This is a genomic window from Enterobacter cloacae complex sp. HYC080_NIDB, assembly GCF_056673325.1.
In genome coordinates this window covers 3,508,740-3,521,377 of record NZ_CP114212.1, presented here as the reverse complement: position 1 = coordinate 3,521,377, position 12,638 = coordinate 3,508,740, and the positions used below count along the sequence as shown (strand labels likewise).

13 protein-coding genes are annotated in these 12,638 nt (G+C 55.6%); 9 read left to right on the top strand and 4 right to left on the bottom strand.

All coding sequences use genetic code 11. From position 1 onward, the window contains the following. Positions 1-23: 23 nt before the first annotated feature. From secD to O1723_RS16790, 4 genes are all read left to right on the top strand, one after another. Positions 24-1,871, top strand: coding sequence for a protein translocase subunit SecD (gene secD, locus O1723_RS16805; protein WP_248190922.1), 1,848 nt, complete (start codon positions 24-26; stop codon positions 1,869-1,871). 10 nt (positions 1,872-1,881) lie between these two features. Continuing rightward, entirely contained in the window at positions 1,882-2,853 is a 972-nt protein-coding gene (gene secF / locus O1723_RS16800) for a protein translocase subunit SecF (protein WP_014882752.1), read from the top strand. 142 nt (positions 2,854-2,995) lie between these two features. Beyond that, the gene (locus O1723_RS16795) at positions 2,996-3,361 is read left to right on the top strand and encodes a VOC family protein (RefSeq protein WP_014882753.1); all 366 of its coding nucleotides are present in this window, start codon (positions 2,996-2,998) and stop codon (positions 3,359-3,361) included. A gap of 14 nt (positions 3,362-3,375) precedes the next feature. Beyond that, the gene (locus O1723_RS16790; RefSeq protein WP_014882754.1) at positions 3,376-4,056 is read left to right on the top strand and encodes a helix-turn-helix transcriptional regulator; all 681 of its coding nucleotides are present in this window, start codon (positions 3,376-3,378) and stop codon (positions 4,054-4,056) included. A 144-nt stretch (positions 4,057-4,200) separates the two neighbouring features. Here the strand turns inward: O1723_RS16790 and O1723_RS16785 are convergent, their stop codons facing one another. Together O1723_RS16785 and O1723_RS16780 are read right to left on the bottom strand one after the other, a co-directional pair. Then, positions 4,201-5,085 carry a nucleoside-specific channel-forming protein Tsx gene (locus O1723_RS16785; RefSeq protein ID WP_014882755.1) on the bottom strand — a complete coding sequence of 295 codons (885 nt, stop codon included), beginning with the start codon at positions 5,083-5,085 and terminating at the stop codon, positions 4,201-4,203. A 270-nt stretch (positions 5,086-5,355) separates the two neighbouring features. Further along, positions 5,356-5,895 (bottom strand): SadB/YajI family lipoprotein, encoded by a 540-nt coding sequence (locus O1723_RS16780; protein WP_248190921.1) that lies wholly within the window; start codon positions 5,893-5,895, stop codon positions 5,356-5,358. 152 nt (positions 5,896-6,047) lie between these two features. Between O1723_RS16780 and nrdR the strand changes: the two genes are divergently transcribed. The 5 genes from nrdR to thiL all read left to right on the top strand — a co-directional run bounded on the left by nrdR (position 6,048) and on the right by thiL (position 9,653). After that, a complete protein-coding gene (gene nrdR, locus O1723_RS16775; protein WP_008503337.1) occupies positions 6,048-6,497 on the top strand; it encodes a transcriptional regulator NrdR in 450 nt (149 codons plus the stop codon). Positions 6,498-6,501: 4 nt separating this feature from the next. Next, complete coding sequence (ribD, locus tag O1723_RS16770; protein ID WP_014882757.1) at positions 6,502-7,605, top strand: bifunctional diaminohydroxyphosphoribosylaminopyrimidine deaminase/5-amino-6-(5-phosphoribosylamino)uracil reductase RibD; 1,104 nt, start codon at positions 6,502-6,504, stop codon at positions 7,603-7,605. Between the two features lie 87 nt (positions 7,606-7,692). Beyond that, on the top strand, positions 7,693-8,163 hold the full coding sequence (ribH, locus tag O1723_RS16765) for a 6,7-dimethyl-8-ribityllumazine synthase (RefSeq protein WP_014882758.1): 471 nt from the start codon (positions 7,693-7,695) through the stop codon (positions 8,161-8,163). A gap of 21 nt (positions 8,164-8,184) precedes the next feature. Then, on the top strand, positions 8,185-8,604 hold the full coding sequence (gene nusB, locus O1723_RS16760) for a transcription antitermination factor NusB (RefSeq protein WP_014882759.1): 420 nt from the start codon (positions 8,185-8,187) through the stop codon (positions 8,602-8,604). Between the two features lie 77 nt (positions 8,605-8,681). After that, positions 8,682-9,653, top strand: coding sequence for a thiamine-phosphate kinase (thiL, locus tag O1723_RS16755; protein ID WP_014882760.1), 972 nt, complete (start codon positions 8,682-8,684; stop codon positions 9,651-9,653). Between the two features lie 62 nt (positions 9,654-9,715). Here thiL and O1723_RS16750 read toward each other — a convergent pair whose 3' ends face one another. Both O1723_RS16750 and dxs read right to left on the bottom strand, forming a co-directional pair. Then, a complete protein-coding gene (locus O1723_RS16750) occupies positions 9,716-10,690 on the bottom strand; it encodes an aldo/keto reductase (protein ID WP_248190919.1) in 975 nt (324 codons plus the stop codon). 62 nt (positions 10,691-10,752) lie between these two features. Beyond that, positions 10,753-12,615, bottom strand: a complete 1,863-nt coding sequence (dxs, locus tag O1723_RS16745; protein WP_014882762.1) for a 1-deoxy-D-xylulose-5-phosphate synthase — start codon at positions 12,613-12,615, stop codon at positions 10,753-10,755. Between the last annotated feature and the right edge of the window lie 23 nt (positions 12,616-12,638).

Here is a 12,638-nt window from a genome sequence, read left to right as displayed (position 1 = left end):
AACTTTTCCCAAAGGGAACTGCCGTGTTAAACCGTTATCCTTTGTGGAAGTACATCATGCTGGTCGTCGTGATTCTCGTCGGCCTGCTGTACGCGCTTCCCAACCTGTATGGTGAGGATCCGGCCGTTCAAATCACTGGCGCGCGCGGTGTCGCCGCCAGTGAGCAAACGCTGATCCAGGTCCAGAAAACGTTACAAGAAGAAAAAATTACCGCTAAGTCTGTGGCTCTGGAAGAGGGTGCAATTCTTGCTCGCTTCGACACCACCGACACGCAGCTCCGCGCTCGCGAAGCGCTGATGGGCGTGCTGGGTGACAAATATGTCGTGGCGCTTAACCTTGCTCCTGCAACCCCGCGTTGGCTGGCTGCTCTGAACGCAGAGCCGATGAAACTGGGTCTTGACCTGCGTGGTGGTGTTCACTTCCTGATGGAAGTGGACATGGATACCGCGCTCGGCAAGCTGCAGGAACAGAATATCGACAGCCTGCGCAGCGATCTGCGCGACAAAGGCATCCCTTACACTACCGTGCGTAAAGAAGATAACTACGGCATGAGCATCACGTTCCGCGACAGTGCGGCGCGCGATCAGGCTGTAGATTACCTGACCCAACGTCACCGTGACCTGGTGATCACCTCTCAGGGCAGCAACCAGCTGCGCGCGGTGATGACCGATGCGCGTCTGAAAGAAGCGCGTGAATATGCCGTTCAGCAGAACATCAACATTCTGCGTAACCGTGTAAACCAACTGGGCGTGGCTGAGCCGCTGGTACAGCGTCAGGGTGCGGACCGTATCGTGGTTGAACTGCCGGGTATTCAGGACACTGCACGTGCGAAAGAGATTCTGGGTGCGACCGCAACGCTGGAATTCCGTCTGGTTAACTCTTACGTCGATCAGTCCGCTGCCGCAGCAGGCCGTATTCCGGGTGACTCCGAAGTGAAACAGACCCGCGAAGGTCAGCCCGTTGTGCTGTACAAACGCGTCATTCTGACCGGTGACCATATTACCGACTCCACTTCCAGCCAGGACGAATACAACCAGCCGCAGGTTAACATCTCGCTGGATAGCGCGGGTGGTAACATCATGTCTAACTTCACCAAGGATAACATCGGTAAACCGATGGCCACCCTGTTCGTGGAGTACAAAGACAGCGGTAAGAAAGATGCCAACGGTCGTGCAGTGCTGGTGAAAGAGGAAGAGGTGATTAACATCGCCAATATCCAGTCTCGTCTGGGTAACAGCTTCCGTATTACCGGTATTAGCAACCCGAACGAAGCGCGTCAGCTCTCTCTGCTGCTGCGTGCCGGTGCGCTGATTGCGCCAATTCAGATTGTTGAAGAACGTACCATTGGTCCAACGCTGGGGATGCAGAACATCCAACAGGGTCTGGAAGCGTGTCTGGCCGGTCTGGCGGTCTCTATCCTCTTCATGATCTTCTTCTATAAGAAGTTTGGTCTGATTGCGACGTCCGCGCTGATCGCGAACCTGGTGCTGATCATCGGCATTATGTCCCTGCTGCCAGGGGCGACGCTGACCATGCCGGGGATTGCGGGTATCGTTCTGACCCTTGCGGTGGCGGTCGACGCCAACGTACTGATTAACGAACGTATCAAAGAAGAGTTGAGCAACGGTCGCTCTGTTCAGCAGGCGATTGACGAAGGTTATAAAGGCGCGTTCAGCTCTATTTTCGATGCGAACGTAACAACACTGATCAAGGTTCTTATCCTGTATGCAGTGGGTACTGGCGCGATCAAAGGCTTTGCGATTACTACCGGTATCGGTGTCGCAACGTCAATGTTTACCGCTATTGTCGGCACCCGTGCCATCGTGAACCTGCTGTACGGCGGCAAGCGCGTCAAAAAGCTGTCTATCTGAGGAGTGCGTTGTGGCACAGGAATATACTGTTGAACAATTGAACCATGGCCGTAAAGTCTGGGACTTTATGCGCTGGGACTACTGGGCCTTCGGCATTTCAGGTTTACTGCTGATTCTGTCCATCGTCGTTATGGGCGTGAAAGGCTTTAACTGGGGTCTGGATTTCACCGGTGGTACGGTTATCGAGATCTCCCTGGAAAAACCGGTCGATATGGACCAGATGCGTCTGTCTCTGCAGAAAGCGGGCTTTGAAGAGCCGCTGCTGCAGAACTTCGGCAGCAGCCGTGACATCATGGTGCGTATGCCGCCGGTACACGATGCTAACGGCAGCCAGGAGCTGGGCAGTAAGGTTGTTAACGTGATTAACGAAACAACCAGCCAGAACGCGGCGGTCAAGCGTATTGAGTTTGTCGGCCCGAGCGTGGGTGCGGACCTGGCTCAGACCGGTGCAATGGCGCTGCTGGTGGCGCTGATCTCCATCCTGGTGTACGTCGGTTTCCGCTTCGAGTGGCGACTGGCGGCCGGGGTGGTTATCGCCCTGGCGCACGACGTGGTGATCACCATGGGGGTTCTGTCGCTGTTCCACATTGAGGTTGACCTGACCATCGTGGCATCTCTGATGTCCGTTATCGGTTACTCACTGAACGACAGTATCGTGGTATCTGACCGTATCCGTGAAAACTTCCGTAAGATCCGTCGCGGTACGCCGTACGAAATCTTTAACGTGTCGTTGACCCAGACGCTGCACCGTACCCTGATCACCTCCGGTACCACTTTGATGGTGATCCTGATGCTGTTCCTGTTCGGTGGCCCGGTACTGGAAGGCTTCTCGCTGACCATGCTGATTGGTGTCTCCATCGGTACGGCGTCGTCTATCTACGTCGCATCCGCACTGGCACTGAAACTCGGCATGAAGCGCGAGCACCTGCTCCAGCAGAAGGTTGAGAAAGAAGGGGCGGATCAGCCGTCCATTCTGCCGTAAGGCGTCGAATAGCGTGTTATCGAAATCCCGGTCGGTTGACCGGGATTTTTTTTATCTGCTCCTGACAAACACTCCTGACAGTATGCTGTCAGGAGCCCTGTCGTAGACTCTTTTCGAACCCAAACAACAGTCAGGAGGATGTATGAAAAGTGTGATTAACTGGTTTGAAATTCCCGTGGTAGATATGGATCGCGCCATCAAATTTTATGAGCCAGTCATGCAGGTCCAGCTGAGACGTGAGAAAATGGACATGGCAGAGCTCGCGGTATTCCCGCATGACGATCCGGCCACCGGCGGCGCGCTGGCAAAATTTGAGGGCGTTTCGCCGTCGCAGCAGGGCGCTATTATCTATCTGCATACGGATAACCTGACGGCTACGCTCGATCGCATTGCCTCCGCGGGCGGCGAGTGTGTGTTTGGCCCGCTGGAACTGCCGGATGGTATTGGCACCATTGCTTTGTTTATCGACAGCGAAGGTAACCGCGTCGGCCTCCATCAACCTGCCTGAGAGCGTAATAAGATATGACCCGACGTGCTGACCGTTTGTTTCAGATTGTGCAGATCCTGCGGGGCAGGCGTCTGACGACGGCAGCGCATCTGGCGGACAGGCTTGGCGTCTCCGAGCGCACGGTCTACCGCGATATCCGCGATCTGTCGCTCTCCGGCGTGCCGGTGGAAGGCGAAGCGGGAAGCGGATACCGGCTGATGTCGGGTTTTGATCTGCCGCCTCTGATGCTGACAAATAAGGAGTCTGAGGCGCTGATCGTCGCAATTCGCCTGCTCAAGACCTGGGGAGGAGAATCGCTGTCGCGCGAGCTGGAGTCGGCCCAGGAGAAAGTGCTGGCGATCCTGCCTGAGGAGAGTCGTCGAAAGGCGGAGCAGACGCGGATTTATGCCCCGGATTTCTGCATGCAAAGCCACTCCCGCAGCGATTTTGACATGATTCATCAGGCAATTTCCGCCCAGCACGTGCTGGCGTTGCATTACCGTGATGAAGCCGGGCAGCTTTCAAAGCGTGAGGTTCAGCCGCTGGGCTTGTTCTTCTGGGGAGAGCGCTGGCTGCTGGCGGCGTGGTGTGAACGGCGCGATGACTATCGCTGTTTCCGGCTCGACAGATGTCTCAATATCGTGCAGACGGAGAGACGGTTTAGCGAAAGTGCGGACAGGTCTCTGGCGGATTTTTTGCGCAAGGTTAAGCAATAAAAAGCCAGCTCTTGAGCTGGCTTTTTTGCCCGGCGGCGAGGTAAAAGCAAAACGGCAACGTATGTTGCCGTTTTTAGTATTTGTTCCCTCTCCCTGTGGGAGAGGGGCAGGGTGAGGGCATCAGCCCGCACAGTCCCGCACGGGTTAGAAGTTGTAACCCACGACCAGGTAACCACCCCAACCGGTAGAACGAACGCTGAAATCGCCGTTGCCGAAGTTCAGGCTGGCATCGTCGTTCCACTGACCACCGTTGTGCCAGTAACGCGCAACCACGGAATAGTGCCAGTGATCGTAGTTCAGCGCCAGGATGTGGCTGGACGCGATAGAATCATTGGTACGTGCTTTCTTACCGTTCAGATCGCGGAAGTCGTTATCGCCCAGGTCTGAGCCCCAGTCAAAGTTGGTGAAGCCGATATAGCTCAGGTTGCCGCCCCACAGCTGAGTGATTGGCACAAAGTATTTCACTTTGAAACGGTAGCCGTCCCACTCGTTTTCGTTTGCCGCACCGTAGTTCTGCCACTGGTACTTAGCATATACGTTCAGGGACAGGCTCATTGGCAGGCCAGTATCGATGTCCGTACCCAGACCCATGTACCAGGTGCTCTGACGACCGGACTTGTTGCGGCCCATATCGTAGATGTAGTTGTTTGCGAAGTACCACTCTTTGAACGGACCAAAGCTCAGATCGGTACCGGTCAGCTTATCGATGGAGAAGCGTGGTTCGATTTCCATAAACAGCGGAGAACCGTGGTTCCAGATACCTTTTGCATCGGTGTTACCGCCGAAGAAGACCGGAGCATCCATGTAGCCGTAGAAATCAAACCAGTCTTTCTTGGCAAATGCTTCGTATTCCAGGTAGGTATCGTTGCGGATCTGTGGTCCGAAACGGGTGTGATAGCTACCAACCACGTTAACGCTCTGGTGCCACCAGTCGGAGAGATATTGTGGTTTGTCGTTTTCCGCTGCGTTAACAGTGAAAGAGGAGGACAGTGCCAGCACGGCGCCAGCTGCGAGTAATGTTTTTTTCATAATCATGCCACTGATTGAAATTCCCTTCCGGGAGTGAAAAATGCGCGAATTGCGTTTCTAAATATTTCGTGTTTCTGCGGAGCCTATTATAGGAATCCTTGCTCACAAAAATATGTGTTGTTTCACATATCTCTCACACGCGTAATCGATTGCGTTCACGTTTGCGTACTTTAAACGGCCGGGATTGTAGCGGCAATCATTTATGTTGCCAATCCATACGAAATGTAAATGTTAGCGGAGTGACATTTCACTCCGCTCAGAAGGAAGGGTTTACTGCGCGGCGGGTTGGATGTCGTGAATGCGGATAAAGCCTAACTGTTCTGGCGTAAGGCCGCTTAACTGCAGCGGAATATCCACATCACTGGGCGCTAAAACGCTGGCCGGGGCGGTGAAGAGCTGGTTCTTCACGTTCACTTCCTGGTAATTCTCCGTCGTGCCCTGGATCTGTCCCCACTCAACGGTGCTGCTAAAAGCGGGCAGCGGATCGTTGGATTCTCCCTGAATGCGCAATGTTGCGCGCGTACCATCTGCATTCGCTGCCACATTGACCAGCGACATTTTCAGCGTGCCAATCTGGCTATTCAGCCGCGCAGGTGTGTTCGCGCCAGGCAGCAGGTATACCCCGCTGCTGGATTTGGCGTTCAGCGCGTTTTGCTGGGTGATCTTCACCGTTTCTTTGTTCAGTTTGTCCATCGCCGTATTAAGTGTATTCACACTCTGTTTCATCTGACGGACTTCGGTTTGCTGTGCACAGGCACTGAGGGTGAAGAGGCTCCCCACCAGTAAAATTCTCAGGTAACGTCTTGTCATAGCGTTTATTTCCTTGAAATAACGGATCTCCCTAATGGTAGCCAGCAACGTGCCGTCAGACATAGATCCTTTGTCTCAAAAAGCTCTTCCTTTGTTGTCAGGCCAGATCAGGGTAAAATGAAACTCAGTTAACCGGATAACAGGGATACCGTATGCATTGCCCATTCTGCTCCGCTGTGGATACCAAAGTCATCGACTCGCGTCTTGTAGGCGAAGGGTCATCCGTACGCCGTCGTCGGCAGTGTCTGGTGTGCAACGAGCGTTTTACGACCTTTGAGGTTGCTGAGCTGGTAATGCCGCGCGTGGTAAAAAGTAACGATGTGCGCGAGCCGTTTAACGAAGAGAAGCTGCGTAGCGGGATGCTGAAGGCCCTGGAAAAACGTCCCGTCAGCGCGGATGACGTCGAAATGGCGTTAAACCACATAAAATCTTATCTTCGTGGTCTGGGCGAGCGCGAGGTGCCAAGCAAGATGATCGGTAACCTGGTGATGGAGCAGCTGAAAAAGCTCGATAAGGTCGCCTATATCCGCTTCGCCTCTGTCTACCGCAGTTTCGAAGATATCAAAGAGTTTGGCGAAGAGATCGCCCGCTTACAGGATTAAGCTCATGCAGGATGAGATTTACATGGCGCGAGCCATGAAGCTGGCGCAGCGCGGGCGTTTTACTACCCATCCCAATCCGAACGTCGGGTGCGTGATCGTTAAAGATGGCGAGATCGTGGGGGAGGGGTTCCACTATCGTGCCGGCGAGCCGCACGCCGAGGTCCATGCGTTGCGGATGGCAGGCGAGAAGGCACGCGGTGCCACCGCCTACGTGACGCTGGAGCCCTGCAGCCACCACGGGCGTACCCCACCGTGCTGCGACGCGCTGATTGCTGCGGGGGTTTCCCGCGTGGTGGCATCGATGCAGGATCCGAATCCGCAGGTTGCCGGACGCGGTCTGTATCGCCTGCAGCAGGAAGGCATTGACGTCAGTCATGGGCTGATGATGCAGGACGCCGAAGCGATCAACAAAGGCTTTCTGAAGCGCATGCGCACCGGGTTCCCGTATATCCAGCTTAAGCTGGGCGCTTCGCTGGACGGTCGTACGGCGATGGCAAACGGTGAAAGCCAGTGGATCACCTCGCCCCAGGCAAGGCGCGATGTGCAACGTCTTCGCGCGCAAAGCCATGCTATCCTCACCAGCAGTGAAACCGTTCTGGCTGACGATCCGGCTATGACCGTGCGCTGGGACGAACTGAATGCCGATACTCAGGCGCTTTACCCGCAGGAGAACCTGCGTCAGCCGCTGCGTATTGTCATTGATAGCCAGAACCGCATAACGGCGGAACATCGCATCGTGCAGCAGCCGGGTGAAACCTGGATTGCCCGTACCAAAGAAGATACGCGCGAATGGCCAGAGGGCGTGCGTAGCATTATGGTACCTGAGCACAACGGTCGCCTCGACTTAGTGGTGCTGATGATGCTGCTCGGCAAGCAGCAGGTGAACAGCATCTGGGTAGAAGCGGGACCCACGCTCGCGGGTGCGCTGTTGCAGGCCGGGCTGGTGGATGAACTGATTGTATACGTTGCGCCTAAACTGTTAGGCCACGACGCGCGCGGCCTGTTTGTGCTGCCTGGCCTTGAAAAACTGGCCGACGCACCGCAACTCACATTCAGCGAGATTCGTTCGGTAGGCCCGGATGTCTGCCTCCATTTAACGACAGCGTAATTGCTCCTGAAATAGGGAAGCAGTGCGCAAAGTATTATGATAAAATCCGCCCCCCTGCGGGGCCAAATGAACCCGTAAAGGAAGAGTATGAACATTATTGAAGCTGCTGTAGCTACCCCGGACGCTCGCGTCGCCATCACCATTGCGCGTTTCAACAACTTCATCAACGACAGCCTGCTGGAAGGTGCGATTGACGCCCTGAAACGTATCGGTCAGGTGAAAGATGAGAACATTACCGTTGTTTGGGTTCCAGGCGCTTACGAGCTGCCACTGGCAGCGGGCGCGCTGGCGAAAACCGGTAAATACGACGCGGTGATCGCGCTGGGTACTGTTATTCGTGGCGGCACTGCGCACTTCGAATACGTTGCGGGCGGTGCAAGCAATGGTCTGGCACACGTTGCGCAGGATGCTGAAATTCCTGTCGCGTTCGGCGTGCTGACCACCGAAAGTATTGAACAAGCCATCGAACGTGCTGGCACCAAAGCCGGTAACAAAGGTGCAGAAGCTGCACTGACCGCGCTTGAAATGATCAATGTATTGAAAGCCATCAAGGCCTGATTTTTTTGTAAGGGGAATTCCGTGAAACCTGCTGCTCGTCGCCGCGCCCGTGAATGTGCCGTTCAGGCACTTTACTCCTGGCAGTTGTCCCACAACGACATCGCCGATGTTGAGTACCAGTTCCTGTCAGAACAGGACGTGAAAGACGTCGATGTTCTGTACTTCCGTGAACTGCTGTCGGGAGTGGCGACTAATAGCGCGTATCTCGATGGTCTGATGAAGCCATACCTGTCCCGTCTGCTCGAAGAGCTGGGTCAGGTGGAAAAAGCAGTGTTGCGTATCGCGCTGTTTGAGCTGTCTAAACGTGATGATGTGCCGTACAAAGTGGCCATCAACGAAGCGATCGAACTGGCAAAAACCTTCGGCGCTGAAGACAGCCACAAATTTGTTAACGGCGTTCTTGATAAAGCTGCACCTGCGATCCGTCCCCACAAAAAGTGATCCGCAAACCGGAGTCCTGCATTGCCTGACGGGCAGTGCGGCTCCGGTTTTTTCTTTTATTTGCTGAGGCATAACGTATGGCATGCGGCGAATTCTCCCTGATTGCCCGTTATTTCGACCGTGTCAGAACCTCTCGTCTTGATGTTGAAACCGGCATTGGCGATGACTGTGCACTTCTCAATATTCCCGAAAAACAGACGCTGGCAATCAGCACCGACACCTTAGTGTGCGGACGTCATTTTTTACCCGATATCGATCCTGCCGATCTGGCGTATAAAGCGCTGGCGGTCAACGTCAGCGATCTGGCCGCGATGGGTGCCGATCCGGCATGGCTAACGCTGGCCCTGACGCTGCCCGAGGTCGATGAAACCTGGCTTGAAGCCTTTAGCGATGCGCTGTTTGAACAGCTGAACTACTACGATATGCAGCTGATTGGCGGTGATACCACTGCCGGGCCGCTGTCGATGACGCTGGCGATCCATGGCTATGTGCCCCTCGGTCGGGCGCTCAAACGCTCGGGCGCAAAACCAGGTGACTGGATCTACGTGACCGGTACACCGGGAGACAGCGCTGCGGGGCTGGCTATTCTTCAGGATCGCTTGACCGTGAAGGATGCTGACGACGCGGCGTATCTGGTGAAACGCCATCTGCGACCCACCCCGCGTATTCTGCATGGGCAGGCGCTACGGGAACGGGCAAGCTCGGCTATCGATCTCTCCGACGGGCTGATCTCCGATCTTGGCCATATTCTGAAGGCCAGCGGCGTGGGCGCGCGCATCGACCTGGATCTGTTCCCGCTATCAGAGCAACTGCTTCGCCACGTGGAGCCTGAGCAGGCCCTGCGCTGGGCGCTTTCCGGTGGTGAGGATTACGAACTGTGCTTCACGGTACCTGAGCTGAACCGTGGCACGCTGGATGTGGCGTTAGCGCATCTCGGCGCGAAATTTACCTGCATCGGGCAGATCATGCCGGAGAGCGAAGGGCTGAAGTTTGTGCAGGACGGTGCCCCGGTCACGCTCGACTGGAAAGGGTACGATCACTTCGGTTAATTTTGTGCGCTCTGTATTGCCGGGTGGCGGCTCCGCCTTACCCGGCCTACAAAAGAGGGTGCTTATTTAAACCCCACCACCGGATGCTGCTGATACGGCGTTTCGAGCTCGGCAATCTGCTCCGGCGTCAGGGATAAATCCACTGCACTCAGCAGTTCATCCAGCTGTTCTTCCCTGGACGTCCCAATAATTGGTGCCGCGACCCCGCGCTTACTCAGCAGCCACGCCAGCGCCACCTGTGCGCGGGTGGCTCCCGTATCGTCGGCAATCCCGGCTAAGCGTTCGGCAATTAACGCATCGCTGGCTTCTGTACCGTAATAGAGATTTTTTCCGACTTCATCTGAGACCAGACGAGCCGTGGTTTCTCCCCATGGACGGGTTAAACGTCCGCGCGCCAGCGGGCTCCACGGGATCACCGCCACGCCCTCCTGATAGCACAGTGGCAGCATTTCGCGCTCTTCTTCACGGTAGATCAGGTTGTAGTGATCCTGCATGGTGACAAAACGCGCCCAGCCGTGCTGTGCCTGGAGATCCAGCGCCTGTGCAAACTGCGACGCATGCATAGACGACGCGCCGATATAGCGCGCTTTACCGGCTTTCACCACCTCGTTGAGCGCTTCAAGCGTCTCCTCGATCGGCGTGTTGTAATCCCAGCGGTGAATTTGCAGCAGGTCGACGTAATCCATGTTCAGGCGTCTAAGGCTGTCATCAATAGAGCGCAGGATCTGCGCGCGAGAAAGGCCCTGAGTCAGGTCACCTGACGGGTAGTACACCTTGGTGGCGACCACAATGTCATCCCGACGCGCAAAGTCACGCAGGGCACGACCGACAATCTCCTCGCTGCTGCCGTCGGAGTAGCTGTTGGCGGTGTCGAAGAAGTTAATGCCGCCCTCGATAGCGCGTTTAATAATCGGACGGCTACTCTCTTCCGGCAACGTCCAGGCGTGGTTCCCTCGTTCGGGCTCGCCAAAAGTCATACAGCCCAGGCAAAGCCGGGAAACCTTAAGGTCGGTTTTTCCTAATGTGGTGTATTGCATGGTTCCGCTCCTGCTGTTTAAACAATACGTTTAAGCATAGCAGGAGCGAAAAAGGGGAGGGATTAGTCCAGCCAGGCGCGGATTTTGGCTTCAATACCGGCGGCGTCCAGACCAATAGCCGCACGGGCTTCATCCTGGGTACCCTGAGGAATGAAATGATCCGGCAGGCCGAGGTTCAACACCGGCACGACGTTGCGGTTTGCCATCAGCACCTCGTTCACGCCGCTTCCCGCACCGCCCATGATGGCGTTTTCTTCCAGAGTGACCAGCACGTCATGCGTCTCGGCCAAATTCAAAATCAGAGATTCGTCGAGCGGCTTCACGAAGCGCATATCCACCAGGGTAGCGTTTAGCGTTTCAGCGACCTTCGCAGCTTCTGGCATCAGCGTACCGAAGTTCAGGATCGCCACTTTCTCACCGCGACGTTTCACCAGACCTTTACCGATCGCCAGTTTTTCCAGGGGTTGCAGCTCAACGCCCACCGCATTGCCGCGTGGGTAGCGCACCGCACTAGGGCCATCCTGATAGTGATAGCCGGTAAACAGCATCTGACGACATTCGTTTTCGTCGCTTGGCGTCATGATGACCATATCCGGAATACAGCGCAGGAACGACAGATCGAATGCGCCCTGGTGCGTCTGACCGTCAGCGCCGACGATGCCCGCACGGTCTATCGCAAACAGTACCGGCAGCTTCTGGATGGCCACGTCATGGATCACCTGATCGTAGGCGCGCTGCAGGAAGGTAGAATAGATAGCGACCACCGGCTTGTAGCCGCCAATGGCCAGGCCCGCTGCGAACGTCACCGCATGCTGCTCGGCAATCGCCACGTCAAAATACTGGTCAGGGTATTTTCTGGAGAACTCCACCATGCCGGAGCCTTCACGCATGGCCGGGGTGATCGCCATCAGCTTGTTGTCTTTCGCGGCGGTTTCACACAGCCAGTCGCCGAAGATTTTGGAATAGCTAGGCATACCGCCGCTGCTTTTTGGCAGACAGCCGCTGGACGGGTCGAATTTTGGTACCGCGTGGAAGGTGATCGGATCTTTTTCCGCCGGTTCGTAGCCACGCCCTTTTTTGGTCATGATGTGCAGGAACTGCGGGCCTTTCAGGTCACGCATGTTCTTGAGGGTGGTGACCAGGCCCAGCACGTCATGGCCGTCAACCGGGCCAATATAGTTAAAGCCCAGCTCTTCAAACAGCGTACCCGGCACGACCATGCCTTTGATGTGTTCTTCGGTGCGCTTGAGCAGCTCTTTAATCGGCGGTACGCCGGAAAAGACTTTTTTACCGCCTTCACGCAGCGAGGAGTAAAGCTTGCCGGAAAGCAGCTGCGCCAGATGGTTGTTCAGCGCACCGACGTTCTCGGAAATCGACATTTCGTTATCGTTGAGGATAACCAGCATGTCCGGTTTGATATCACCCGCATGGTTCATGGCCTCAAAGGCCATCCCGGCGGTGATAGCACCGTCACCAATCACGCAGACGGTGCGGCGCTGTTTATTCTCTTTTTCGGCGGCAACGGCAATACCGATGCCCGCAGAAATGGAGGTGGAGGAGTGGCCGACGCTCAGCACGTCATACTCGCTCTCACCGCGCCACGGGAACGGATGCAGGCCACCTTTCTGACGAATGGTGCCAATTTTATCGCGACGTCCGGTCAGAATTTTGTGCGGATAGGCCTGGTGGCCCACGTCCCAGATAAGCTGATCGAACGGCGTGTTATAGACATAGTGCAGCGCCACGGTCAGTTCTACCGTGCCAAGCCCGGAGGCGAAATGGCCGCTTGAGCGGCTTACGCTGTCGAGCAGGTAGCGACGCAGCTCGTCGCACAGCTTCGGCAGGCTCTCTTTCGGCAACAGACGCAACTCCTGGGTGGAGTCAACTAACGCCAGTGTCGGGTATTTGGCAATATCAAAACTCATCAAAGGCTCATCGAGATATATAG

Bases quoted from the DNA above. Each gene is read 5' to 3' on its own strand.
- O1723_RS16785 (WP_014882755.1), bottom strand. From the start codon at position 5,085: ATGAAAAAAACATTACTCGCAGCTGGCGCCGTGCTGGCACTGTCCTCC.
- dxs (WP_014882762.1), bottom strand. From the start codon at position 12,615: ATGAGTTTTGATATTGCCAAATACCCGACACTGGCGTTAGTTGACTCC.
- O1723_RS16780 (WP_248190921.1), bottom strand. From the start codon at position 5,895: ATGACAAGACGTTACCTGAGAATTTTACTGGTGGGGAGCCTCTTCACC.
- ribH (WP_014882758.1), top strand. From the start codon at position 7,693: ATGAACATTATTGAAGCTGCTGTAGCTACCCCGGACGCTCGCGTCGCC.
- O1723_RS16795 (WP_014882753.1), top strand. From the start codon at position 2,996: ATGAAAAGTGTGATTAACTGGTTTGAAATTCCCGTGGTAGATATGGAT.
- nrdR (WP_008503337.1), top strand. From the start codon at position 6,048: ATGCATTGCCCATTCTGCTCCGCTGTGGATACCAAAGTCATCGACTCG.
- ribD (WP_014882757.1), top strand. From the start codon at position 6,502: ATGCAGGATGAGATTTACATGGCGCGAGCCATGAAGCTGGCGCAGCGC.
- thiL (WP_014882760.1), top strand. From the start codon at position 8,682: ATGGCATGCGGCGAATTCTCCCTGATTGCCCGTTATTTCGACCGTGTC.
- O1723_RS16790 (WP_014882754.1), top strand. From the start codon at position 3,376: ATGACCCGACGTGCTGACCGTTTGTTTCAGATTGTGCAGATCCTGCGG.
- O1723_RS16750 (WP_248190919.1), bottom strand. From the start codon at position 10,690: ATGCAATACACCACATTAGGAAAAACCGACCTTAAGGTTTCCCGGCTT.